19 protein-coding genes are annotated in these 24147 nt (G+C 73.1%); 11 read left to right on the top strand and 8 right to left on the bottom strand.

Features of this window, described 5'->3' with window-relative positions; all coding sequences use genetic code 11:
* The first annotated feature begins 9 nt into the window (after positions 1-9).
* Positions 10-663: a Tat pathway signal sequence domain protein gene (locus OG985_RS13250; RefSeq protein WP_371668513.1), complete on the top strand. Its 654-nt coding sequence runs from the start codon at positions 10-12 to the stop codon at positions 661-663.
* Positions 664-680: 17 nt separating this feature from the next.
* On the opposite strand, the gene OG985_RS13245 is transcribed toward OG985_RS13250, so the two are convergent.
* From OG985_RS13245 to OG985_RS13235, 3 genes are all read right to left on the bottom strand, one after another.
* Positions 681-1628 (bottom strand): lytic polysaccharide monooxygenase, encoded by a 948-nt coding sequence (locus tag OG985_RS13245; RefSeq protein WP_371668512.1) that lies wholly within the window; start codon positions 1626-1628, stop codon positions 681-683.
* A 125-nt stretch (positions 1629-1753) separates the two neighbouring features.
* On the bottom strand, positions 1754-2608 hold the full coding sequence (locus OG985_RS13240; RefSeq protein WP_371668511.1) for an NAD(P)H-binding protein: 855 nt from the start codon (positions 2606-2608) through the stop codon (positions 1754-1756).
* 3 nt (positions 2609-2611) lie between these two features.
* Positions 2612-3259, bottom strand: a complete 648-nt coding sequence (locus OG985_RS13235) for a ScbR family autoregulator-binding transcription factor (RefSeq protein WP_371668510.1) — start codon at positions 3257-3259, stop codon at positions 2612-2614.
* Positions 3260-3394: 135 nt separating this feature from the next.
* On the opposite strand from OG985_RS13235, the gene OG985_RS13230 reads away from it, so the two are divergent.
* From OG985_RS13230 to OG985_RS13210, 5 genes are all read left to right on the top strand, one after another.
* The gene (locus OG985_RS13230; RefSeq protein ID WP_371668509.1) at positions 3395-4396 is read left to right on the top strand and encodes a ScbA/BarX family gamma-butyrolactone biosynthesis protein; all 1002 of its coding nucleotides are present in this window, start codon (positions 3395-3397) and stop codon (positions 4394-4396) included.
* Between the two features lie 91 nt (positions 4397-4487).
* Positions 4488-5135 carry a ScbR family autoregulator-binding transcription factor gene (locus OG985_RS13225; protein WP_371668508.1) on the top strand — a complete coding sequence of 216 codons (648 nt, stop codon included), beginning with the start codon at positions 4488-4490 and terminating at the stop codon, positions 5133-5135.
* Positions 5136-5157: 22 nt separating this feature from the next.
* Complete coding sequence (locus OG985_RS13220; RefSeq protein WP_371668507.1) at positions 5158-6324, top strand: damage-control phosphatase ARMT1 family protein; 1167 nt, start codon at positions 5158-5160, stop codon at positions 6322-6324.
* 118 nt (positions 6325-6442) lie between these two features.
* Positions 6443-8599: a germacradienol/geosmin synthase Cyc2 gene (gene cyc2, locus OG985_RS13215; protein ID WP_371668506.1), complete on the top strand. Its 2157-nt coding sequence runs from the start codon at positions 6443-6445 to the stop codon at positions 8597-8599.
* A gap of 367 nt (positions 8600-8966) precedes the next feature.
* Complete coding sequence (locus OG985_RS13210) at positions 8967-9554, top strand: PDZ domain-containing protein (protein ID WP_371668505.1); 588 nt, start codon at positions 8967-8969, stop codon at positions 9552-9554.
* On the opposite strand, the gene OG985_RS13205 is transcribed toward OG985_RS13210, so the two are convergent.
* On the bottom strand, positions 9547-10305 hold the full coding sequence (locus OG985_RS13205) for a metallophosphoesterase (protein WP_371668504.1): 759 nt from the start codon (positions 10303-10305) through the stop codon (positions 9547-9549). The two genes, OG985_RS13210 and OG985_RS13205, sit on opposite strands and share 8 nt — an antisense overlap.
* Before the next feature lie 175 nt (positions 10306-10480).
* On the opposite strand from OG985_RS13205, the gene OG985_RS13200 reads away from it, so the two are divergent.
* Together OG985_RS13200 and OG985_RS13195 are read left to right on the top strand one after the other, a co-directional pair.
* A complete protein-coding gene (locus OG985_RS13200) occupies positions 10481-11623 on the top strand; it encodes an aminopeptidase P family protein (RefSeq protein ID WP_371668503.1) in 1143 nt (380 codons plus the stop codon).
* 48 nt (positions 11624-11671) lie between these two features.
* Positions 11672-12640, top strand: coding sequence for an aminoglycoside phosphotransferase family protein (locus OG985_RS13195; protein WP_371668502.1), 969 nt, complete (start codon positions 11672-11674; stop codon positions 12638-12640).
* Positions 12641-12908: 268 nt separating this feature from the next.
* Here the strand turns inward: OG985_RS13195 and treZ are convergent, their stop codons facing one another.
* Complete coding sequence (gene treZ, locus OG985_RS13190) at positions 12909-14654, bottom strand: malto-oligosyltrehalose trehalohydrolase (protein WP_371668501.1); 1746 nt, start codon at positions 14652-14654, stop codon at positions 12909-12911.
* Between the two features lie 173 nt (positions 14655-14827).
* Between treZ and OG985_RS13185 the strand changes: the two genes are divergently transcribed.
* From OG985_RS13185 to OG985_RS13175, 3 genes are all read left to right on the top strand, one after another.
* A complete protein-coding gene (locus OG985_RS13185; RefSeq protein ID WP_371668500.1) occupies positions 14828-15379 on the top strand; it encodes an FHA domain-containing protein in 552 nt (183 codons plus the stop codon).
* 150 nt (positions 15380-15529) lie between these two features.
* Positions 15530-16894, top strand: coding sequence for a M14 family zinc carboxypeptidase (locus tag OG985_RS13180; RefSeq protein WP_371668499.1), 1365 nt, complete (start codon positions 15530-15532; stop codon positions 16892-16894).
* A complete protein-coding gene (locus tag OG985_RS13175; RefSeq protein WP_371668498.1) occupies positions 16891-17325 on the top strand; it encodes an SSI family serine proteinase inhibitor in 435 nt (144 codons plus the stop codon). Before OG985_RS13180 ends, OG985_RS13175 begins: the two co-directional genes overlap by 4 nt.
* A 206-nt stretch (positions 17326-17531) precedes the next feature.
* Here the strand turns inward: OG985_RS13175 and OG985_RS13170 are convergent, their stop codons facing one another.
* The 3 genes from OG985_RS13170 to glgX all read right to left on the bottom strand — a co-directional run bounded on the left by OG985_RS13170 (position 17532) and on the right by glgX (position 24140).
* Entirely contained in the window at positions 17532-18782 is a 1251-nt protein-coding gene (locus tag OG985_RS13170) for a M14 family zinc carboxypeptidase (RefSeq protein ID WP_371668497.1), read from the bottom strand.
* 708 nt (positions 18783-19490) lie between these two features.
* Positions 19491-21896: a malto-oligosyltrehalose synthase gene (gene treY, locus OG985_RS13165; protein ID WP_371668496.1), complete on the bottom strand. Its 2406-nt coding sequence runs from the start codon at positions 21894-21896 to the stop codon at positions 19491-19493.
* Between the two features lie 126 nt (positions 21897-22022).
* Complete coding sequence (glgX, locus tag OG985_RS13160) at positions 22023-24140, bottom strand: glycogen debranching protein GlgX (RefSeq protein ID WP_371668495.1); 2118 nt, start codon at positions 24138-24140, stop codon at positions 22023-22025.
* Positions 24141-24147: the final 7 nt, after the last annotated feature.

Raw genomic sequence — 24147 nt, 5'->3', positions numbered from 1 at the left:
GGCACCCCCATGCGTACGCGAACCCTCCTCGCCCTCACCGGCGCTGTCGCGGCACTCACCCTCCCCGCCATCGCCCCCGCCTCGGCGGACGATGTCGCGGTCCTCACCACCGGCGGCCTCGGCGGTACGGCCGTCGCGGTCGGCGACGTCCTCACCGCGCCGCTCGCGACCGGCACCGCGGCCACGCTCTACTCCAGCGCGACCGGGACCAGCGGCCTCTCGTGCACGTCCTCGCAGTTCACCGCCACCGCCACCGACAACCCCGCCGCGCCCGGCACGGCCACCGAGTCGCTCAGCGCGCACACCTTCGCCAGCGGCAGCTGCACCAGCAACGTCATCGGCGTACTCGGCGTCACCAGCATCACGGTCAACAACGTGCCGTACACGACCTCGGTGGCCTCCGACGGCACCGTCACCGTGACCCCGGCGAGCGGCTCCACCATCCAGACCACGGCCGTGCTGCGCACCCTGCTGGGCAGCATCACCTGCGTCTACCAGGCTCCCAGCCTCACCGGCACGGCGAGCAACACCGACAACAGCATCAACTTCACCAGCCAGCACTTCACCAAGACGTCCGGCTCGTCGCTCTGCTTCGCCAACGGCTACTTCACCGCGAAGTACGCCCCGGTGACCGACAACGGCGAGCTGGTCTACGTCAACTGACCCCGTAGCAGGGGCGGTTACCGTCGTCGCAGACGCAGGGCCAGGGCGGCGCCACCGGTGAGCACCAGCACCGCGGTGGCGCCGCCCGCCAGCAGCGGGGCCGAGGGGCCGTCCGAGGCCGGGTCGGCGTCGGCGGCGACCGGCGTGCTTCCGGGTGCGGTGGCGTCCTCGGTCGGCGGGGTCGCCGCGGCACCTGCCGTCCGCTCGGTCCTCGTCGGAGTCGTCCGGTTCTTGGCCGTCGGCGAAGGGCTGTCGCTCGTACGGTCCTTGCCGCCCGCCCGGGAGGCGGACGCGGCCGGTGTGGGGGAGCTCGCGCCGCCCGCGCCGGAGGCCGCCGGGAACACCACGTCGGAGCACGAGTAGTAGGTGTCCGGCGTGCTGCTGTTCTGCCAGATCGTGTACAGCACATGGTGGCCGGTCCGGTCGGCCGGCAGCTTCGCCCGGATGCGGTAGGCGCCGTCGGTCAGCGCCGGGTCCGTCACCTGCGCGAACGGCTGCTGAGGCAGGTCGGACCAGGTCAGTGGCTTCGTCGGGTCGTAGCCCGGCTTGGTGAGGTAGAGGCGGAACGTGCCGGTGTGCGCGATCGTCGAGACGTACTTCATGTTCAGAGTCCCGCCCGGCGTCAGACGCGTCGTCGGCCAGTCGGAGCGGGCGAGGTCGAGCCCCTTGTAGGCGGGCAGCCCACCACTGCACAGCTTTCCGTCGGGAATTGTCTGCCGGTCCCGGCCGTTCACGTTCGCGACCCGCAGGTTGTCCCAGGCCGTGAAGGGCGCCCCGTTCGCGGCGACGGCCGCCCGGCACGATACCGAACGGGACGGGGCGCCGCCGTCGGGGGAGCAGGCGAAGACCCGGCTGGCCGGGTCCGTCGGCGCGCCGTGGGCCTGGGCCGGGCCCGCCGCCCACAGCAGGAGCGGGGCGAGGGCGGTGGCCACCAGGGCGGTGCGGTGTGCGGTCATCCGGGACATCCGGAACGTCTCCTCGGCCGGGCGCGGAACGGGCTGCTCCCCTGCAGTACGGGAAACCCGCCCGGCGCGTTCAGCGCGGACGGCGGACGCCGACGCCGGACGCCGTGAACGTCCCCCCGCGTCCCTCAGCCCCGGAACTCCGGCAGATGGTCGCGCGCCCACTCCCGGTAGCCGCCCGCCGGCCGGCCCAGCAGTTCCGCCGTCGTGGGATCCACCCGGGCCTTCGCCCCCGCCCGCGCGCGTCCGGCGCTCTCGACGAGCGCGTCGGCCACCGGGCCGGGAAGCCGGGTGAGCAGACGGCGGCGGGCCTCGTCCTCGGTGAGTTCGACGAACCGCAGCGGCCGGTGCAGGACCTCACCGAGGATCTCCGTCTGCCGCACCGCGCTCATGGCCTCGGGCCCGGTGAGCGCGTGTGCCCGTCCCGCGTGGGCGTCCGTGTCCAGCAGCGCCCGCACCGCCACCTCGGCGATGTCCCGCGGGTCGACGGTCGCGTTGGCCGCGGTGCCGTTCTGGGCCCGCACCACGCCTTCCTCCCGCACCGAAGGGGCCCAGCCGAGGGTGTTGGTCATGAAGGCGCGCGGGCGCAGCAGCGTCCACAACAGGCCCGAGCCGCGCAGGAGTTGCTCGTTGTGCCGCTGCCAGGTGGTGATCAGGTCGTTCGCCCCGGGATCGGTGACCGCGAGGGCCGACAGCTTCACCACATGCCGTACGCCCGCCGCGCGGGCGGCCGCCACGAAGCGCTCGTCGTGGGCGGGCGCCAGCGGGTTCGCGGTGACCAGCAGGGCCGACCGTACGCCGGTCAGCGCCCGGTCCAGGCTCGGCCGGTCGTCGAAGTCCCCGCCGCTCACCTCGTCCTGGGGGCCGGCCAGGGCGGCGGCGCGTTTCGGGTCCCGGGTCAGCAGCCGCAGCGGTACCAGGCCCGACAGACGCCGGGTCACCAGGCGTCCGACGGTACCGGTCGCTCCGGTCAGCAGGATCACGGCTCAGTACCCGGACAGTTCGACGGCGGCCAGGACCCGCGACCCCCGGTCGGGTTTGCTGTCCAGGCCGAGCAGCAGGCCCGGCACCGCGATACTCGGCAGGACGTGGGACCACAGGACCGAGATGCGGTGCCCCAGGTCGTCCCGGCCGGTCAGCGCCCGTGACATCTGCTGAATGCCGGCGAACGCGCCCACCAGTAGTTCCACCGTGTCCCTGGGCTCCACCGTGGGCAGCAACTCACCCTGCTCTCGCGCCTGTTCCATCATCTCCACCAGAAGGTCGGCCCACTGCCGGTAGGGGCCCGTGTGGTCGACGCCGGGCGGCGCGCACTGGTCCACCGTCAGCCGCACGCTGCCCTGGAGCAGCGAGTTGTCCAGCAGCCGCCGCCCGAACACGAACGTGATGTCGATGATCTCCTGCAGCCTGCACGGGTGCGGCGGCACGGCCCCGAAGGGCAACTGCTCGTCAAGTACCGCCTGGGCGAGGGATTCCTTGGACGGGAAGTGGAAGTACAGGGCACCTTTGGTGACCTCGGCCCGCTCAAGCACCATCGCGATGGTGGTCGAGGCGTAGCCGTGTTCGTCGAAAACCGCGCCCGCGGCCTCCAGGATCGCCTTGCGCGTCCGGATGGCACGCTCTTGTCTCACCATAAGAGCCCTTCCCATGTGCCGAATCGGCCATCACGGGTCTCATTGAAAACAAACCGTCCGCCTCGTACTCTAGCGCTCACCGGTGCGGCCACGTCGCCGTCCGTCATCGCTTTCGGGGGGTTCCGAGGGAGGAACATGCCTCACGTTCGGCAGCTTGCCGAGACCCCGAAGCCGACCGGTGCCCAGCAGGCGCCGCCGCCACCGGACATGACCACGACTCCTCCGTCCACCACGTCCCCGGCGGCCGTTCCCACCGGCTCGCCCGAGACCCTGACGGCCACCGTGCCCCGGCAGTTCGTGCATCGCGCGGCGGTCGCGGAGACCCTCCTCACCGGCTGGACCACCACCGGAGCGGACCGGTTCACCGTATCCGCCCAGTGGCCGCGGGCGCACCAGTTGCACGTGTCCGCCGACCGGACGTCGTACGACCCGCTGTTGGTCGCGGAGACCGTCCGTCAGTGCGGCGCGCTCCTCGCGCACACCGAGTACGGCGTCCCCCTCGACCACCGGTTCGTGCTGCACGAACTGCGCGTCGGTACGCGCCCCGAGCGGCTGGCCGTCGGTCCGCTGCCCGCCGAGCCCGTGGTCGGCATCACCGTCACGGAGGTCCGGCGGCGCGGCGGCCGCCCGGCCGCGATGCGCTACGACGCCGACGTCCGGCTGGGCGGCGAAACCGTCGCGACCGGGCACATCGACGTCTCCTGGACCGGCGAGAACGTCTACCGGCGGCTGCGCGGCGGCCGTACCCCGGACTCCGTCGTCGCGCTGGCCGTCCCGCCCGGACTGCCGGCCGCCACCGTGGACCGGGCCGTGCCGGCGGACGTCGTCCTGGCCCCGACCCGCCGCCGCGACCGCTGGCAGCTGCGCGTCGATACCACCCATCCCGTTTTCTTCGACCACCCCCTCGACCACGTGCCCGGCATGCTCTTCCTGGAGGCGGCCCGCCAGGCGGCACGGGTGCGCGGCCTCGCCTCCCGTCCGCCGGTGGCGCTGCGCACCGTCTTCCGTCAGTACGCCGAACTCGACCGCCCCACCTGGATCCAGGCGACGGAGGAGGGCACCGAGTACATACAAGTGGTCGGAATACAGGGCGAGTCGACCGTCTTCGAATGCCGGGTCAGTACCGGCGCACCGTGAGCTATCATGCACAGGGAGTAAGAAACAAACGGCATGACCCGTTCTTTTCACCGCCAGGAGTGTCCCGTTCCGTCCCAGGAGTGTTCAGCCGATGGCGAGGCAGTTACGCGCCGAGCAGACCCGCGCGACGATCATCACGGCCGCCGCGGACCTGTTCGACCGGCACGGCTACGAGTCGACCAGTCTCAGTGACATCGTCGATCACGCCCAAGTCACCAAGGGCGCCCTGTACTTCCACTTCGCGGCCAAGGAGGACCTGGCCCACGCCATCATGGAACTCCAGGCCAAAACCTCGCGCCGGCTGGCCACCGAGATGGACGCCAGGGGCTGTTCCTCGCTGGAAGCCCTCATGCGCATCACCTTCGGCATAGCGCGACTGTCCGTCGAGGGCCCCATCCCACGGGCCGGTCTCCGGCTTGCCACCGGCGGAGTCGAGGTACGTCCGCCGCTGCGGCACCCCTTCACCGAGTGGCTCGACATCGCCTCCCGCCGGCTCATCGGCGCGGTCAAGGAGTCCGACCTCCACCCGGACACCGATGTCGAGGCCGTCGCTCACTCCCTGATCTGCTTCTTCGTCGGCACCCGGGTGGTGAGTCGGTCCGTCGAACCCGTGCGGCGACAGCCGCGCCGACTGGCCGAGATGTGGCAGATCCTGATCCGGGGCCTGGTCCCGGTGCACCGGCGCGCCCGCTATCTGACACTCGCCACCCAGCTCGAGGGAGAGATCAGAACGGCGTGAGCGGCGCGATACGGTGACGCACATGGCCGACACCCCGCCCGCCCCCGTGATCCTCGGCGACGAACCCGGCTCGTTCCCGCACGGTGTCCTCGCCGAGCGGCACCCCGCGATCATCCGGCAGGTCCGCGAGGCCTTCCCGTACGGTCCCGAGCAGCACCGCGCCCTCGACGCGCTGCTCGACAGCTGTACCAAGGGCGTGATCGAACCCCTTCCCGCCGACGCGCACGACGGCGCCCACTGGACGCGGTGGGGACTGCCCGAGTACACCGGCCGGTCCTGGTTCGACATCCCCTGGCTCTGGTCCGAGAGCTACTTCTACCGCCGCCTCCTCGACGCGGTGGGCTACTTCGGCCCCGGCCCCTGGCAGGGCATCGACCCCTTCCACCCCTTCAAGCAGGCCGAGCTCGACGCCCCGGAGACGGACGAGGAACTCGCCGCCCTGGACGGCCTCGCCGACCTGCCCGCCGACGAACAGTTGCAGGCCCTGCTGCTCGGCTCGCTGTGGGGCAACCGCGCCGACCTCGGTTTCCGTCTCTCCGCGCGGCAGGAGGCCTCGGCCGCGCGGGGACTGGTGGCCGACGACAGCGAGGCGCTGTGGGCGCGTCTCACCAACTCCGGCACCCTCTGTGTGATCGCCGACAACGCCGGCCGCGAGCTCGTCCCCGACCTCCTCCTCGTCGCCCGTCTCCTCGAACTGGGCCGTGTCGAGCGGGCCGTCCTGCACGTCAAGCCGTATCCGTACTACGTCTCCGACGCCACCACCGCCGACGTCGTCGACGCGCTGCGCCGGCTGACCGGAGCGGGCGGGAGGGCCGCCGCGTACGGGCGGACGCTCTGGTCCGCGATGGCCGACGGCCGGCTCACCGTACGTGCCCACCCCTTCGCCGCCGCGCCGCTGCCGTTCGCCGAGCTGCCCGCCGACCTGCGCGAGGAGTTCGCGGCGGCCGCGCTGACGATCGTCAAGGGCGACCTCAACTACCGCCGTCTGGTGGGCGACCGGCTGTGGCCCCCGACCACACCGTTCGCCGACGTCACCGCCTCCTTCCCCGGGCCGGTCGCCGCCCTGCGCACCCTGAAGTCCGACGTGATCACCGGCCTCGACGCGGGCACGGAGGCCGCGCTGGTCGCCGCCGAGGGACAGCGTTGGCGGACCGGCGGGACGCACGCGCTGATCCAGGTCCGGGGATGACCGGCTGCTGAGCGCGCCCGCGCACGCGACCACTGCCGTTTCACCGCCGATTCACGCGATGGTGTGATCATGTCCGGGCCCGCGGATGTCCCCGGAGGGCCGTGGGTAGGGCCCGGCCATGACGCAGCAGCCCTTCGAACTCCCGCACTTCTACATGCCGTACGTGGCGCGACTGAACCCGCATGTCGACGAAGCCCGTGCCCACTCCACCGAGTGGGCGCGCGGGATGGGCATGCTGGAAGGCTCCGGGGTCTGGGAGCAGGCCGACCTCGACGCGCACGACTACGGCCTGCTCTGCGCCTACACCCACCCCGACTGCGACGGCCCCGCCCTCTCGCTGATCACCGACTGGTACGTGTGGGTCTTCTTCTTCGACGACCACTTCCTGGAGATCTTCAAACGCACCCAGGACCGTGCCGGCGGCAAGGCCTACCTCGACCGGCTGCCGCTGTTCATGCCGCTGGACCTCTCGACTCCCGTGCCCGAACCGCAGAACCCGGTCGAGGCCGGTCTCGCCGACCTGTGGGCGCGTACGGTGCCGTCGATGTCCGCCGACTGGCGCCGGCGTTTCGCCGTGGCCACCGAACACCTGCTCAACGAGTCCCTGTGGGAGCTGTCCAACATCAACGAGGGGCGGATCGCCAACCCCGTCGAGTACATCGAGATGCGCCGCAAGGTCGGCGGAGCCCCCTGGTCGGCGGGGCTCGTGGAATACGCGACCGCCGAGGTGCCCGTGTCCGTCGCCGGGTCACGGCCGCTGCGGGTGCTGATGGAGACCTTCTCCGACGGCGTGCACCTGCGCAACGACCTGTTCTCCTACCAGCGGGAGGTCGAGGAGGAGGGCGAGCTCAGCAACGGCGTGCTGGTCCTGGAGACCTTCTTCGGCTGCACCACCCAGGAGGCCGCCGAGACCGTCAACGACGTCCTCACCTCCCGCCTGCACCAGTTCGAGCACACCGCACTCACCGAAGTCCCCGCACTGGCCCTGGAGAAGGGCCTGAACCCGGCGGAGGTGGCCGCCGTCGCCTCGTACGCGCAGGGGCTTCAGGACTGGCAGTCCGGCGGTCACGAATGGCACATGCGCTCCAGCCGCTACATGAACGCCCGCGCGCGGTCCACCACCCCGTGGCAGGGCCTGACGGGCCCCGGCACCTCCGCCGCCGACGTCGGAGCGCTGCTCGCCTCGGCCGGCGCCGAGCGGCTGCGCGCCTACACGCACGTGCCGTACCAGAAGGTCGGTCCGTCCCTGCTGCCCGACTTCCACATGCCGTTCCAGGTCGAGCTCAGCCCGCACCTGGACGGCGCCCGCCACCGCCTCACCGGCTGGACGCACGGCGTGGGCATGCTCCAGGAGGGCGTCTGGGACGAGGACAAACTGGCCTCCTGCGACCTCCCGCTGTGCGCGGCGGGCCTCGACCCCGACGCGACGGCCGAGGAGCTCGACTTGAGCTCGCAGTGGCTCGCCTGGGGGACGTACGGCGACGACTACTACCCGCTCGTCTACGGCAACCGACGCGACCTGGCCGCCGCCCGGCTCACCACGGAACGCCTGTCGGCCTGCATGCCCGTCGACGGCGAGGGGATCCTCGTCCCCCTCAACGCCATGGAGCGCGGACTCATCGACCTGTGGGCGCGCACGACGGCCGCGATGACCTCCGACCAGCGCCGGACCCTCAAGGACGCGGTGAACGTCATGACCGAGAGCTGGGTGTGGGAGCTGTCCAACCAGCTCCAGAACCGCATCCCCGACCCGGTCGACTACCTGGAGATGCGCCGCGCCACCTTCGGCTCCGACCTCACCATGGGCCTGTGCCGGATGGGCCACGGCCCCGCCGTCCCGCCGGAGGTGTACCGCAGCGGACCCGTCCGCTCGTTGGAGAACGCCGCCGTCGACTACGCGTGCCTGCTCAACGACGTCTTCTCCTACCAGAAGGAGATCGAGTACGAGGGCGAGATCCACAACGCGATCCTCGTCGTACAGAACTTCTTCGGCATCGACTACCCGAGCGCCCTCGGCGTCGTCCAGGACCTGATGACCCAGCGCATGCAGCAGTTCCAGCACGTCGCCACACACGAACTGCCCGTCGTCTACGAGGACTTCGGCCTGTCCGAGGAGGCCCGCGAGATCATGCGGGGCTATGTGTCCGACCTTCAGAACTGGATGGCCGGCATCCTGAACTGGCACCGCGCGGTCGACCGCTACAAACCCGAGTTCCTGGCCCGACGCTCCCACGGGTTCCTGCCGGACCGGGCGCCCGCGATGCCCGTGGGCTGACCTCGCCGCGAGCGGTCCGCCAGGCACCCGGCCCGCCTCCGCCACCCGTCGCGCCGTCTCCTCGGCGAGCCCTCCCGACGTTCCCCCACCCCGGTGGCGCGCGCGGAGGGCTCGTCGAGAGTCGTGCGGGCGGGTGAGAGGTGTGCGTGGGCGTCGGACCGGAGGAGTGCGTGGGCGCCCGCCCGGGAGGAGTGCGCGGGGCGTCCGTCGCACGGCGGCCGACGGCAACCCTCGGCTCCCGCCGCCCGCGCGGCAGCCGCCGCCCCCGACGCCCAAGGCTTCCCGTTCCTGACCCCACGTCAGTCTCACTCGTTCGTGGTTCGTCGCGCGCCGGTCCGCCGGGTAGAGCTTCTGGCGGAGGCGATCGATGGAACAGACTGCGTTGCGTCCCAAGCCGATGCCCGGTCAGGAGCCGGGCGGGGACACCCGGCCCGGCCCCGCCCGGCGCCCGCACGCCGCACGCCGGCGCGGCCGTCGGCTCACCACCCTGCTCTTCGGCTTCTTCGTGGCGGCCGTGCTCGTGCTGTCCGGCGTCGGGCTCGGAACGGTGGGTGCCACGGTGATCGGCATGAGCAGGCTCGCGGAGCTGCAGCGGCAGGCCGCCGGGCACGCGGCGGTACGCCCGTCGCCCCCGGGCCGTACCGGCCCGTCCGCCCCGGCTCCGACTCCGACTCCCTCCGCGGCCCCCGCGCGGGTGACCCTCGGTGTGGAGGCGGTGGACGCCGGAAAGCCGGGGGCCATGGTGGTCGGCGTGCATGTGCCGGGCCCGGGCTTCACGGCCGGCCTGGTCCGCGGGGACGTACTCCTGACCTTCGGCGGGACCCGTGTCGACTCCGCCGACGACCTGGCCCGGGCGGTGGCCGGGGCGCGTCCCGGGACCGCGGTCACGCTCACGGTCCGTCGGCGGAGCGGCGGCTACCAGCAGCTGACCGCCACCCCCGGCGTCGTCACGTGACCACCCGGAAGTGGCTGGTGAGCCGCCCCGCGTCGTCGAGCACGTGGAAGGCCAGTCCGACCGGGGCGTCCCGGTCGGCGGCCTGCTCGCCCTCCCAGGGCAGCCGCAGCGTCCACGTCACAGCCGGGCCGACGACCAGCGGCCGGCCCGCGAACACCGTGGCGGCGGCGGTGTGCGCGTGACCGGTGACGAGCCCGGCGATCCGGGGCCGGCTCTCCAGCAGCGCGGCCAGCCGGTCGGGCCTCCGCAACGGGTAGGCGTCGGGGAGGGGGTGGTGCAGGGCGGCCGGTGGGTGGTGGAAGGCGAGCAGCGCCGAAACGTCCTCGTCCAGGCCGTCGAGCGTCGCCTCGATCCAGTCGTACGTCTCGTCGTCCAGGGCGCCCTCGTCGCTGCCGGGGATGCTGGAGTCGCACATCAGCACCGCGCCGCCGTCCAGGACCCGCACGCTGTTGACCGGCCCTTCGGCGGCGGGCCGGCCCAGCAGGGCCTTGCGGTAAGGCGCCCGGCTGTCGTGGTTGCCGGGGCAGGTCAGCACGGGGAAGGGGGGCGCGTCACCGCCCCGCAGGCCCAGGATGCGGGCGGCCTCGTCGTACTCCGCCTCCGCGCCGTGGTCCGCGATGTCCCCGGTGACCAGCAGGGCGTCCACCTGTCCCGGCAACCGCCACAGCCGGTCGCGCACGCGTTCCGCGCGCTCCGTGGCCCGCGTGCTTCCGTCCAGATGCAGATCGCTGATGTGCGCGAGTACGAGCATGGTCGTACGCCTCCCCTTGACGTGCCCATTTAATGGATATGTTCGATCTAAGCATTAGCAATAATGGTTGGGCAATCCTGTCCCGTTAGAGGTTGCGGGGCGAACCGGCTCGCGCCGCCCCTTCCCTACGGGCAGGATGCTGCCCGTAGCCCTTCACCCGCTCTGGGAGGCCCGGATGACCGTCAGCACGCCCGTGCCCTTCACCGCCGACGACTACCGGGCCCGTATGGAGCGCGCCGCGCGGACCGCCGCCGAGGCCGGGCTGGCCGGGCTCCTGGTGGCACCCGGGCCGGACCTGGTGTGGCTCACCGGCTACGCCCCCACCGCGACCACCGAACGGCTCACCCTGCTGGTCTTGGTACCCGGGCGGGACCCCGTCCTCGTCGTCCCCGCCCTGGAGGCCCCGGACGCCGCGAAGGCCACCGGCGCCCCCGCCCTGACCCTCCGCGACTGGACCGACGGCAAGGACCCCTACGCGGCCACCGCCGACCTCCTGCGCGGTCCCGCGGGCGGGCGAGAGGCATCCTTCGGCATCAGCGACAACGCCTGGGCCATGCACCTGCTGGCACTGCAGAAGGCCCTGCCCACCACCTCCTACGCCTCCCTCACCGAGGCGCTGCCGATGCTGCGCGCCGTCAAGAACCCGGCCGAACTGGACCTGCTGGCCGCCGCGGGCGCGGCCGCGGACGCGACGTTCGAGGAGATCCGCGGCGTCGCCTTCGGGGGGCGCCGGGAGTCCGACGTCGCCGCCGACCTCGCCGGTCTGCTGCGCCGGTTCGGACACTCCCAGGTCGACTTCACCATCGTCGCCTCCGGCCCGAACGGCGCCAACCCGCACCACGAGGTGGGCGACCGCCGCATCGAACGCGGCGACATGGTCGTCCTCGACTTCGGCGGCCTCAAGGACGGCTACGGCTCCGACACCTCCCGCACGGTCCACGTCGGCGAACCCACCGACGAGGAGCGCCGGGTGCACAACCTGGTGCGCGAGGCGCAGGAAGCGGGCTTCGCGGCCGTACGGCCGGGCGTCGCCTGCCAGGAGGTCGACCGGGCCGCCCGCGCGGTCATCGCCGACGCCGGGTACGGCGAGTACTTCATCCACCGCACCGGCCACGGCATCGGTGTCACCACGCACGAGCCGCCGTACATGATCGAGGGCGAGGAGCAGCCCCTCGTTCCCGGGATGTGCTTCTCCGTGGAGCCCGGCGTCTACCTGCCCGGCCGCTTCGGGGTACGCATCGAGGACATCGTCACCGTCACCGCAACCGGTGGCCGACGCCTCAACGACACCACGCGCGAGATGGTCATAGTGGACTGACCGCGTTCCAGGAGCCCCTCCACCCCTCCCGACGGCGATGGCGCGACCATGACCCAGGCATCGACACCCACCGCGGACACCGTCCGCCGACTGGTCCGCTCCCTGATCGAGGACGGCGGGAACGGCCCGGTCGCCGGGAACGGCGCGGACACCGCCGGACCCCCGGTCCGGCCGGTCAACGAGGGCGGCGGGCACCGCGCCTGGTGGGTCGGCGACCGCCACGTCCTGCGGCTCGCCCCCGACCGCGAGGCCGCCGTCCGCCAGCGACGCGAACTGCGCCTGCGCGACCTCGTCCGCCCGTACCTGCCGGTCGTGGTGCCGACGAGCGTGGCCCACGGCGAGTGGGCGCCCGGCCTCACCTACACCCTGGACACCAGGCTTCCCGGCGGCACCGGCGAGAACCACGACGTGTCCGCCCTCGGGGAGGCCGATCTGGGGGGGCTGCTCACGGGACTGCGCGAGGTGCCCGCGCGCCAGGCGGAGACACTGGGTCTGCCGCACGTGGCCCCGCGCTCCCTGGAAGCCCTGCGCCGCGCCGCCGAGCGCGCCGCCGTACGCCTCGCCCGTGCCGACGAGTTCGACCCCGCCCGCCTCCACCAGCTCACGTCCGCGGCCGCGGTCCAGCTCGCCGCCCAGCCGGGCAGCGCGGTCCTCGTCCACCACGGCCTCACCGGCGAACACCTCGTGGTCAGCGCCGACGGCCGGGTGCGCGGCGTCCTCGACTGGACCGGCGCGGCGGTCGGCGATCCCGCCGAGGACATCGCCGGGCTCGCGATCGCCGTCGGATCCCCCGCCGCCGTCCGCGCCGCCACCCTCGCCGGCTACGGCGCCCGCCCCTGCCTGCGCGGCCTCTGGCTCGCCCGCTGCGACACCGTCATCCGCCTCGCCGAACACGTCGACGCCCGCGGCACCGTGGCGCCGCCACTCCTGCACACCCGACTGCGGCGCGCCTGGGAGGCCATCCTCCTGGAGCGGGTGACGGAACTGCGGGACGACGACGCGGACGACACCCGCTAGCGGGTGGACCACCCACGGCCGCCCCGGCGCCGACACCTGCGGAAGCCCGACGTCCGGTGCGCCAGCCGGCGGACGCGCGACCTTCGGTGCGCACGCCTGCGGAAGTCCGACGTCTGGTGCGCACGCCTGCGGAAGTCCGACGTCCGGTGCGCCCGCCCGCAGGAGCAGGAGTGTCGGTCGCTGTCCCTGCCGGAGCACGACCGTCGGTCGCTGCCCCTGCGGACGCCCGGCGGCCGGCGCCACCTCTGCCGGAGTGCGGCCGTCGGTGCTACCGCTGCAGCAGCACTACGGCCGACTCCCCGGGCACGTGCAGTACGCCGTCCGCGCCCGGTGCCCGTACGGGCTCCCAGGCGGCCAGCACCTCCGCCCGGCGTGGGCCCAGCGGGATCGCCGCCGGCTTCTCGGCGAGGTTCACGGCCACGCGTACGTCCCCGCGCCGGAAGGCGAGCCAGCGTTCGTCCTCGTCGTAGGCCACCTTGATGTCGGCGAGGTCGGGGTCGGTGAGGTCCGCCTGCTCGCGGCGCAGTGCGGCGAGTCGGCGGTACCAGGCCAGCACGCGCGCGTGGGGTTCGCGCTCCGGCTCGGACCAGTCGAGACAGGAGCGGTCCCGGGTGGCCGGGTCCTGCGGATCGGGTACGTCCTCCTCGGCCCAGCCGTGCGCGGTGAACTCACGCCGCCTGCCCTGCCGTACGGCCTCGGCGAGCTCGGGATCGGTGTGGTCGGTGAAGAACTGCCAGGGCGTGCCCGCCGCCCACTCCTCGCCCATGAACAGCATCGGGGTGAAGGGGGAGGTCAGCGTCAGCGTCGCCGCGCAGGCCAGCAGCCCGGGGGACAGCGAGGCCGCGAGACGGTCGCCCTGGGCGCGGTTGCCGATCTGGTCGTGGGTCTGGCTGTAGCCGACGATCCGGTGCGCGGCCACCCGCGCGCGGTCGAGGGGACGTCCGTGGCGCCGGCCCCGGAAGCTCGAGTACGTGCCGTCGTGGAAGTAGCCGCCGCCGAGTGTCTTGGCGACGGCCGCGAGGGGAGCGCGCGCGAAGTCGGCGTAGTAGCCCTGGGACTCACCGGTCAGCGCGGTGTGCAGGGCGTGATGGAAGTCGTCGTTCCACTGCGCGTGCAGACCGAGACCGCCCTCCTGACGGGACGTGATGAGCCGGGGGTCGTTCAGGTCCGACTCGGCGATCAGGAAGCGCGGCCGCCCCTCCTCGGCGGCGAGCGCGTCCACGGCCGTCGACAGCTCCTCGAGGAAGTGGCACGCGCGCGTGTCCGCCAGCGCGTGCACCGCGTCCAGGCGCAGCCCGTCGATCCGGTAGTCGCGCAGCCATGCCAGCGTGCTGCCCAGCAGGTACGCGCGCACCTCGTCCGAACCCGGCGCGTCCAGGTTGACGGCGGATCCCCAGGGGGTGTGGTGCGTGTCGGTGAAGTAGGGGCCGAACGCGGGCAGGTAGTTGCCCGACGGGCCCAGGTGGTTGTGCACCACGTCCAGGACCACGCCCAGGCCGAGTTCGTGGGCCCGGTCCACGAAACGCTTCAGCGCCTCGGGCCCGCCGTACGGCTCGTGCACGGCCCACAGCGAGACCCCCTCGTACCCCCAGCCGTGCCGCCCCGGGAACGGGCACAACGGCATCAACTCGACGTGGGTGACGCCCAGTTCGACGAGGTGTCCGAGCCGCTCGGCGGCCGCGTCCAGGGTGCCCTCGCGGGTGTACGTGCCCACGTGCAGCTCGTAGAGGACGGCGCCCGGCAACGGTCGTCCGGGCCACTCGGCACGCCACGCGTACCGCCCGTGGTCGACGACCGCGCTCAGCCCGTCCGGACCGTCCGGCTGCCGGCGCGAACGGGGGTCGGGCAGCACGGGACCGTCGTCCAGCGCGAAGCCGTACCGCGTGCCGTCCCGCGCCTCCGCGTCCCCCCTCCACCATCCGGCCCTCTCGGGATCGCGTTCCAACGCGCGCGTGGCACTCTCGCAATGGAGCGTCACACGGCCGGCCTGCGGTGCCCACACCTCGAACTGCACGGACGGTTCCCCTTCGTCTGCTCACCGTGGAGTAGCACGTCCATGGTGCGTCAAACGAGGTCAATGTGCTTTTGAATCACCCCTTTTACGGCGGGTGTCGTCAGGTACGCGTGCGGGGCGGCCGTTCTCGCGTTTTCTGGACACGCGCGGCCCGCTGCCCGACAATCGCGAACGTGACGTCGTCTTTCGAGTTCAACACGTACCCCGCGCGGCTGTCCGACGCGGAGCGCGACAGGGCGCTTCAGGTGTTGCGTGACGGCGTCGCCATGGGTCGTCTGTCGCACGACACCTTCGTCCGCCGGATGGAGCTGGCGCTGATCGCCCGCCGGTCGGACGAGCTCGCGGTGCTCACCGCCGACCTGCCCACCGAGAGCCGGGTCTCCCGCCTGGTGTTCGGCACCGTCGAGGCGGTCTCCGGCTTCACCGTACGGCTGCGCAGGGCCTGGCAGGCCGAGCGGCTCCCCAAGCTGCTGCTGCCGCACCCCGGCGACGGCCATCCGCTGCGCATCGGCCGCGACCCGGCCAGCGGGCTGCGGCTGACCCACGACACGGTCTCCCGCGTGCACGCCGAACTCCGCCGTCAGGGCGGCATGTGGGTGCTGCGGGACCTCGGCTCCACCAACGGCACGACGGTGAACGGCCGGCGGGTTATCGGCGCCGCCGTGGTCCGCGAGGGCGACCAGGTGGGCTTCGGACGGATGTCGTTCCGGCTCGCGGTCAACTGAGCCGAACCTCACCTCTGGCCTGGGCTTTACCGGGCGTCTCCTCGCGGGTGGCGGGCCAAAACCCGTTCCGTTCGACGGTGTTGACGTACTCGTCAAGGCGTGACTGACTGTGCCTACACCATGCACACCAGGTGAATCGACGGCACCGCATTGTGGAGGTGTGCCCTGCCGCCCCTCCTCCGCTACCCGACCGTCGACGAACTCGGTGCCCGGGCGGCCGCACTCGTGGCCCGCCATCCCCGGGAGGCCCGGCTGCGCCGCATCGGCACGTCCCGCGCGGGCTCGCCCCTGTGGCTGCTGTCCGTCGGCCACGGCGGCAGACAGGCCCTCGTGGTCGCCGGACCGCACGCCAACGAACCCGTGGGCGGCGCCACCGTCCTGCGCCTGGCCGAGCGGGCCCTCGCCGACCCCCGCCTCACCGAGGACGCCGACGCCACCTGGAACCTGCTCCTGTGCCTCGACCCGGACGGGCTGCGCCGCAACGAGAACTGGCTGCACGGCCCGTACACCCTGGGCAACTACTTCCGGAACTTCTTCCGCCCCGGCTTCCTGGAGCAGCCCGAATGGCTGCCCGAGGGCGCCGACCGTGCCGGACTGCCGGAGACGCGGGCCCTGCTCGACCTCCAGGACGAACTGCGGCCCTTCTTCCAGTGCTCGCTGCACGGCGTCGACGTCGGCGGCGGCTTCGTCGAGCTCACCCGCGACCTGCCCGGCCTCGCGCAGCGCGTGGCGCACTGCGCGGCCCGCCTCGGCATACCGCGCGAACTCGGCCCGTACGACACCCTGTACTGGCCCAGCCTCGGACCCGCGGTCTACCGGATACCGCCCCCGCGCGTGAGCGACCTGGCCGCGGCCATCACCGAGGCCGCCGTCGAGAGCACCTGGTTCCATCCCCACCGGCACGGCACGGTGACCGCGATCGTCGAGGCGCCCATGTGGGGCGTGGCCGGCGTGGAGGACGCCTCCCCGCCCCCCGACCGGGTCGCGGTGCTGCGTACCGTCAGCCACACGCTGCGCCACGACGCGGCCCGGCTGGAACGGCTCCTCGCGCGGATCAGGCCCCACCTCCTGGCCGCCCCGGACGCGGCCCGGCTGCTCGCACCGGTCGACGACTATTTACTGGTCTGCCCCGGACTGGCCGACACCTGGGACCCCGACGTCGCCGACGGCGCGCGCCCGCTGCCGCCGCTCAGCACCGGCCACCTGGCCGCCCTGCGGATCGCCGGACGGCGGCTGGCCCTGCGGACGGCGGGACTGCTGCACCAGCTCGTCGTCCGCGCCGGCACCGACCCCACGGGCGCGCTGCCCGAACTGGACCGGCTCGTCGACGACTGGTGCGCCGACTACCGCGACGGGTGCGGGGCGCGCTGGATTCCGGTCGCCCGCCAGGTGGAGTACCAGTCGCGGGTGGTGCTCGCCGCGTTCGAGCTCGCCGGACGGTACGCGCCCGCGGGCTTCCGTTCGGGTGAGCCGGGCTGGGGTTCCGGGGCCGCCGTGCCGATGCATCGGGAATGACGGCAACTGCAACCACGCACACCCTTCCGGCGAAAGCGGTACGCGGAGCTCTGCTGGCCGCGGCCGCCCTCCTCCTCACCGCCTGGGCCCCGGCTCGGGCGACGGCTCAGGAGGCCCTCCCCGGCAACTGGCTCTACCTCACGGTCACCAAGGGCGACCCACGCTCCAGCGACACCCGCGGCACCCTGCTGATGTGCGCGCCGCCCCAGGGCCACTCCCGCGCGGCCGAGGCCTGCGCGCAGCTGGCGGCGGCCGACGGCGACCTCAGCGCCCTGCCGGTACAGGAGACCTACTGCCCGATGGTCTACGCGCCGGTGACCACCCACGCGCGTGGGCAGTGGAACGGCCGGCCGGTCGAGTACACGGAGACGTTCTCGAACGGCTGCCTGCTGGGAGCGCGGACGGGCGCGGTGTTCGCCCTGGACGGCTGACGGCCGGGCGATCAACTGCTGACAGGTGCGGGGACCCGCCGGCGGGCGGGCTCGGGATCTGGGTGGACTCGGGATCTGGGTGGACTCGGGTGGGCCGGTCAGACCGGTCAGACCGGTCAGACCGGGTGGACCGGGTGGACCGGGTGGGCCGGGCGGGACGGGTGGACCGGTCGGGACCCGGGGGTCGGGTGGACCGGGAACAGGTCTCAGGCCGCCCGGTCGCGCGCGTGCAGGGCCGCCGCGACGACCGTACGGGACTGGTGCTCGACCTGGTGCTCCATGGGCACCCAGCGGGCCCGGAAGCGCTCCGCGAAGGCGTCGCTCCAGGTCGCCACCAGCCGTTCCAGACGCGGCGCCGCACGGTCGTCGGTCTCCCGCAGGACCCGCAGCAGCATGGCCGCCGCCCGCAACGGCAGCCGTCGGGCGAACGCGTCCACGCTGCCGACGTACGCCCTCGTGTGGTCGGCGGGCGGCATGCGGACCCAGTCCGAGGCCAGCCCCGGCACCAGTTCCAGGCCCCACCGCGCGGCCCGCAACAGAGGGCCGTCGACACCCTCCAGCCGGGGGAGCACCTCCGTGAGCACCTGCTCCACCTGCACCGTGTCCCGCAGCAGCCGGCCCGCCAGCCACCGCATCGCCGCGGCCGGGGCGGGGTGCGGCGCCGGGTCGTCCACCAGGTCGCTCGCCCACATCGGCACCTCGACGACCGCGGTCAGCCCGCCGTACCGGTGGACGTGGTGCCAGGTGCTGTGCCGTGCGTCGTCCGGCATGCTCGGGTACGCCGCCTCCGCGCCGGGGGCCGGCATCACGTGCACCCCGGGTCCGGAGGCCGGCCAGCCCGCGGCGTCCGAGGCGCCCGTCTCCACCGGGATGTGCAGCTCCGCCGCGGACTTGGCGAACGGTTCGGCGAGGCCGGGGACGTCCTTCGTCAACTGCACCCAGCTGCCGCCCAGGTCGGTCCCGTGCAGGGTGACCTGGAGGTAGGGCCGGAGCTCGTCGATGACACCGGTCAGGGTCCGGGTCTCGGGCGGCAGCCGGTCGGGCGGCAGCACCGACGGCGACCACTCCGGCTGCTCGGGCCCCGCCGGCCGGAAGAAGCCGAGGTGGTAGTCGAACAGGCTGCGGGGTGCCGGGGTGACATGCAGGCTCGCGCCGTCGGGGTCCGCGCACAGCAGGAAGTGCCAGGACCGATCGGCCCTCAACTCCCGCTGGCGCAGCACCCGTTCGGCGACCGCGAGAAGGGTGGAACCACCGGCCGGCTCGTTGGCGTGGGCACCCGCGACCACCAGGACGGCACGCCGGGCGTGGCCCAGGGACAGCAGATGCAGGGGCCTGCCGGCGCGGGAGGTGCCCACCTGCCTCAGGGTGCACACGCCCGGCCGGTGAGCGGTCAACGCCCGCGCGGACGAGACCATTTCGGTCACAGTGGGGTAGCGCAGCTCCGGCAGGAGACTCACCCCCGTCACGTCCGCCCGGCCTCGCAATCCGCAGTACCCCACGGTCTCGGTGGCGTGTCAAGGACACCTCGGGGGAGGCTCCAGGGGGCGCCCGGAGGCACGACCGCCGACAGGTCGGCCCCCTCGGCGTCACCCGCGAGCACGGCAACCCGCCCGCCGGGGCGCGACCCCCGGCGCTCACGACGGCCACACCCCACGCCCCGCCGCGGCCGACGGGCCGCACCGCGGGCCCGGACGACGCCCCGCCACCGCCGGAGCGCTGAGCCCTCGGCGCCGCCGGCCTCTGAGCCCCGCCGCCGTCAGGACGGCGCGCGTTCCGCCGCTAGGACGCCGTGCCTGTCGCGGTGCGTACGCCGTGCCTGTCGCGGTGCGGACGACGCGCGTGCCCAGGCCCGGACGTCGTGCCTGCCGGCGACGGGCGACACGTGCGCCGGCCCGGCCCGGTCGGCGCCCCGCCACCGTCGGAACCCCGAGCCCTCGGCGCCGCCGGAACCCTGAGCCCCCGCCGCCGTCAGGACGGCGCGCGTTCCGCCGCCAGGACGCCGTGCCTGTCGCGGTGCGTACGCCGTGCCTGTCGCGGTGCGTACGCCGTGCCTGCCCCGCCCCGGACGCCGTGCCTGCCCCGCCCCCGGACGCCCCGCCCGCCCCGGACGCCGCGCCCGTCGCGTCGGAACACCGCGCGTGTCGGCCCGCACCCCACCCGGCTCCTCAGGCGGTCCTCTCCGCTGTCTGTGGAGCCGTCGTGTCGACGCGTTCCAGCAATGTCACCGGGAGTCGGCCGAGAAGGTCCTCCACGCGTGCGTGGCCGGTGAACTCGCGGTTCGTGTCCGGGGCCAGTGCATCGGCCCACCGTCCTGGCGGCAGGGCCAGTGTCGTGTCGCGCCAGCCCCCCGTCTCCGCCAGCCGCAGGGACAGCCGGGTCACCGCGGTGATCACCTCGCCCGAGCGCGCGAACGCCACACAGTGGGCCGCCGCGGGGCCCTCGGCGGTCAGCGGTGTGTACGTCGCCGCGTCGCCGAAGGCGTCGGGCCGCCGCGCCCGCAGCCGCAGCGCGGCCCGTGTCACCGCGCCCTTGTCGCCCGGATCGTCCGGCGGGGGGAATCCGACGGGCCGCCGGTTGTCCGGGTCCACCAGCGCCCGGTATTCGCCCTCGGTGCCCTGGTAGAGGTCCGGCACGCCCGGCATCGTCAGGTGGACCAGAGCAGTCCCGAGCACGTTCGCCCGGATGCCGGGCTCCAGCGCCCTTCTCAGTGCGGCCACGTGCTCACCCGGCGCCCCGCACGGCCCCGCCGAGACGAAGGCCGCCACCGCCTCCTCGTACGCCGGCTCCTGCTCGGTCCAGCTCGTGTACAGCCCGGCCTCGCGCACATGCTTCAGCAGGGCCTCCCGCACCCGGTCCGGGTCCGCCGGGCCCAGCCCGAACACCGTCTGCCAGGCCGCCCACGCCAGCTGCGCGTCCGGTACGCCCTCGCCGGTGTGCGTCACCTCGGTCAGGACGTCCGCCCAGCGCCGCGGGCACTCGGTGAGCACGGCCAGGGCCGCCCGTACGTCGGCGCTGCGCTTGGTGTCGTGTGTCGACACGGCGGTGCCGGTGGCCGGCCAGTCACGCTGTACGCGCGCGCAGTAGGCGTGGAAGTCCTCGGGAGACACGCCGGGGCTGCCGGGATTCCCGCCCACCTCCGTCGTCGCCAGGAGCGGCACGTAGCGGTAGAACGCCGTGTCCTCCACGGACTTCGCTCGCAGCGCCGACGAGGTCTGGGCGAACCGCGTCCGGAACTCGACGTGCTCGGGTCCGTCGCCGGCCCGCCCGAGCACCAGATCCCGCACCACGTCGACGGCCCCTGCCTCCTCGGGCACCAGGAAGGCGAGCCGGGCCTCGGCCGCCGCCTCCTCGGTGACGACGGCGGCCGCGTCACCGGAGTCGTAGGGCCGGTAGACCTCCATCCGGACGAGGAGTTCCTGGAGTGCGGTGCGCAGCGCCCACGGCGCCCGGTCGCGCAGCGCGGGATCCGGCGACGTGGCGCACAGCCGGCTCGTCAGCCGGGTCAGCCGGTCCATCTCGGCGGCCAGCTCGTGCGTGAGCACCTTGTACGCCGCCCGCCGCACCGTCGCCGCCCAGTCCCCGCCCCGGTCGGTCTGCGGGGCCGCGAAACGCCGGTACTGGCCCAGGAGTTCCCCGGCTCCGGCCGGGTCCGTGAAGAGCCCGTCGACGTACCGCAGGGCGTCGTAGCCGGTGGTGCCCGCGACGGGCCAGGAGGCGGGCAGCCGTTCTCCGTCGGCGAGGATCTTCTCCACGACCGTCCAGCGGCCCCCGGTCGCCTCGTGCAGCCGTCGCAGATACGTGTCGGGGTCGGCGAGGCCGTCGGGGTGGTCGATCCGCAGCCCGTCGACGACACCCTCGTGGAGCAGCGAGAGGATCTTGGCGTGCGTGGCCTCGAACACCTCGGGGTCCTCGACCCGCACCCCGATCAGCTCGGAGATGCTGAAGAAACGCCGGTAGTTCAGCTCGGTCCGGGCCAGCCGCCACCACACGGGGCGGTACCACTGGGCGTCCAGGAGCTGCGGCAGCGGCAGCTCCTCGGTGCCCTCGCGCAACGGGAACGTGTGGTCGTAGTAGCGCAGGACGTCGCCGTCGACCCGCAGGGCGCCGATCTCCTCGCCCAGCGGGCGGCCGAGTACCGGCAGCAGCACCTGGCCGCCCTGCGCTTCCCAGTCGATGTCGAACCATCGCGCGTACGGCGACTTGGGGCCCTCCCGCAGCAGTCCCCACAGGGCGCGGTTGTGGCGCGGGGACATCGCCATGTGGTTCGGCACGATGTCCACCACCAGACCGAGCCCGTGCTCCCGCGCGGTGCGGGCCAGCGCCCGCAGGCCCTCCTCGCCACCGAGCTCGTCCCGCACGCGCGCGTGGTCCACGACGTCGTAGCCGTGCGCCGAGCCCGGGACCGCCTCGAGGACGGGGGACAGGTGCAGGTGCGAGACGCCGAGCGAGGCCAGGTACGGCACGGCCGCCGCCGCCGCGGCGAACGGGAACTCGGGCTGGAGCTGCAGCCGGTAGGTGGCCGTGGGCACGCCGCCGCCCGCGCCCACCGGGTCAGGTCGCTCAGATGTCATGCCAACCTACGTACCCGCCCCGCCGCCTTTCGTGTCATCGCTCCCGCATGTGTCCCGTGAATGCCCCGCCCGCACACGGCGGGCGCGCCCGGTCCGGACGCGCCCGCACGGGCCACCGCGACCGCGCTACACGGGCCGCTGCAACACCGCCATGCTCCGGTCCACCAGCGTCAGCCGGTCCCCGGCCTGCACCTTCCGGCCCGCGTCGGCGGGCACCCCGTCCGTGGCGGCGGTGTCGACCACCACCTGCCACTGCCGGCCGTGGTTGACCGGCACCACGAACTCCAGCGGCTCGGGCGAGGCGTTGAACATCAGCAGGAACGAGTCGTCGGTGATGCGCTCGCCGCGCGCCCCGGGCTCCGAGATCGCGTTCCCGTTGAGGAACACCGACAGCGCCGAGGCCTGCGCCGAGTCCCAGTCACGCTGGGCCATCTCCTTGCCCTCCGGGGTGAACCAGGCGATGTCCGACAGCTCGTCGTGGGTGCCCTCCACGGGCCGCCCGTGGAAGAAGCGGCGGCGGCGGAAGACCGGGTGGTCCCGGCGCAGCCGCACGATCGCGCGCGTGAAGGCGAGCAGCTCGCCGCCCTGGTCCTCGCCGTCGGGCCACTGCACCCAGGCCAGCTCGCTGTCCTGGCAGTACGCGTTGTTGTTGCCGTGCTGCGTGCGCGCGACCTCGTCGCCGTGGCTGATCATCGGCACGCCCTGGGACAGCATCAGCGTGGCCATGAAGTTGCGCATCTGCCGCGCCCGCAGCTCCAGCACGGCGGGATCGTCGGTGTCGCCCTCCACCCCGCAGTTCCAGGACCGGTTGTGGCTCTCGCCGTCCCGGTTGTCCTCGCCGTTGGCGTCGTTGTGCTTGTCGTTGTAGGCGACGAGGTCGTGCAGGGTGAAGCCGTCGTGGCAGGTCACGAAGTTGATGGAGGCGAGGGGGCGGCGGCCGTCGTCCTGGTAGAGGTCGGAGGAGCCGGTCAGCCGGGAGGCGAACTCGGCGAGCGCGCGCGGTTCGCCGCGCCACAGGTCCCGTACGGTGTCGCGGTACTTGCCGTTCCACTCGGTCCACAGCGGTGGGAAGTTGCCCACCTGGTAGCCGCCCTCGCCCACGTCCCACGGCTCGGCGATCAGCTTCACCTGGGAGACGATCGGGTCCTGCTGCACCAGGTCGAAGAACGAGGACAGCCGGTCCACCTCGTGGAACTGGCGGGCCAGCGTCGCCGCGAGGTCGAAGCGGAAGCCGTCGACGTGCATCTCGGTCACCCAGTACCGCAGCGAGTCCATGATCAGCTGCAGCACGTGCGGGGACCGCATGAGCAGGGAGTTCCCGGTCCCCGTGGTGTCCATGTAGTACCGCGGGTCGTCCGTGAGCCGGTAGTACTGCGGGTTGTCGATGCCCCGGAAGGACAGCGTCGGACCCAGGTGGTTCCCCTCGGCGGTGTGGTTGTAGACCACGTCCAGGATCACCTCGATCCCGGCCTCGTGCAGCGCCCGGACCGCCGACTTGAACTCCAGGACCTGCTGGCCGCGGTCGCCCCAGGAGGCGTACGCGTTGTGCGGGGCGAAGAAACCGATGGTGTTGTAGCCCCAGTAGTTGTTGAGGCCCATGTCCACCAGACGGTGGTCGTTCACGAACTGGTGTACGGGCATCAGCTCGAGCGCCGTGACGCCGAGCTCGGTCAGGTGTTCGATAATGGCCGGGTGGGCGAGTGCCGCGTAGGTGCCGCGCAGCTCCTCCGGCAGCCCCGGGTGGGTCATGGTGAGGCCCTTCACGTGGGCCTCGTAGATCACCGTGTGGTGGTACTCGGTGCGCGGCCGCCGGTCGTCGCCCCAGTCGAAGTAGGGGTTGACCACGACCGAGGTCATCGTGTGCGGCGCCGAGTCCAGGTCGTTGCGCTTGTCGGGCGCGCCGAAGTGGTAGCCGTAGACCTCCTCGCCCCAGTGGACCGACCCGCTGATGGCCCGCGCGTACGGGTCGAGCAGCAGTTTCGCCGAGTTGCAGCGCAGGCCGCGCTCGGGGGCGAAGGGGCCGTGCACGCGGAATCCGTACCGCTGTCCCGGCATGATGCCGGGCACGTAGGCGTGCCGGACGAACGCGTCGCTCTCGCGCAGCTCCACCGCCGTCTCCGAGCCGTCGTCGTGCAACAGACACAGCTCTACTCGGTCCGCGGCCTCGGTGAAGACCGCGAAATTGGTGCCGGCGCCGTCGTACGTGGCACCGAGTGGATATGCCTCTCCAGGCCAGACCTGCATGTATAGG

Origin of the sequence: Streptomyces sp. NBC_00289, assembly GCF_041435115.1 — a bacterium.
Taxonomy (GTDB): domain Bacteria; phylum Actinomycetota; class Actinomycetes; order Streptomycetales; family Streptomycetaceae; genus Streptomyces.
Note: the sequence above shows the minus strand (reverse complement) of the source record. Positions and strands in the feature narration are given on the sequence as shown.

Bases quoted from the DNA above. Each gene is read 5' to 3' on its own strand.
- OG985_RS13195 (WP_371668502.1), top strand. From the start codon at position 11,672: ATGACCCAGGCATCGACACCCACCGCGGACACCGTCCGCCGACTGGTC.
- OG985_RS13245 (WP_371668512.1), bottom strand. From the start codon at position 1,628: ATGTCCCGGATGACCGCACACCGCACCGCCCTGGTGGCCACCGCCCTC.
- OG985_RS13205 (WP_371668504.1), bottom strand. From the start codon at position 10,305: ATGCTCGTACTCGCGCACATCAGCGATCTGCATCTGGACGGAAGCACG.
- OG985_RS13225 (WP_371668508.1), top strand. From the start codon at position 4,488: ATGGCGAGGCAGTTACGCGCCGAGCAGACCCGCGCGACGATCATCACG.
- OG985_RS13250 (WP_371668513.1), top strand. From the start codon at position 10: ATGCGTACGCGAACCCTCCTCGCCCTCACCGGCGCTGTCGCGGCACTC.
- OG985_RS13200 (WP_371668503.1), top strand. From the start codon at position 10,481: ATGACCGTCAGCACGCCCGTGCCCTTCACCGCCGACGACTACCGGGCC.
- glgX (WP_371668495.1), bottom strand. From the start codon at position 24,140: ATGCAGGTCTGGCCTGGAGAGGCATATCCACTCGGTGCCACGTACGAC.
- OG985_RS13210 (WP_371668505.1), top strand. From the start codon at position 8,967: ATGGAACAGACTGCGTTGCGTCCCAAGCCGATGCCCGGTCAGGAGCCG.
- treY (WP_371668496.1), bottom strand. From the start codon at position 21,896: ATGACATCTGAGCGACCTGACCCGGTGGGCGCGGGCGGCGGCGTGCCC.
- OG985_RS13235 (WP_371668510.1), bottom strand. From the start codon at position 3,259: ATGGTGAGACAAGAGCGTGCCATCCGGACGCGCAAGGCGATCCTGGAG.
- OG985_RS13220 (WP_371668507.1), top strand. From the start codon at position 5,158: ATGGCCGACACCCCGCCCGCCCCCGTGATCCTCGGCGACGAACCCGGC.
- cyc2 (WP_371668506.1), top strand. From the start codon at position 6,443: ATGACGCAGCAGCCCTTCGAACTCCCGCACTTCTACATGCCGTACGTG.
- OG985_RS13230 (WP_371668509.1), top strand. From the start codon at position 3,395: ATGCCTCACGTTCGGCAGCTTGCCGAGACCCCGAAGCCGACCGGTGCC.
- OG985_RS13175 (WP_371668498.1), top strand. From the start codon at position 16,891: ATGACGGCAACTGCAACCACGCACACCCTTCCGGCGAAAGCGGTACGC.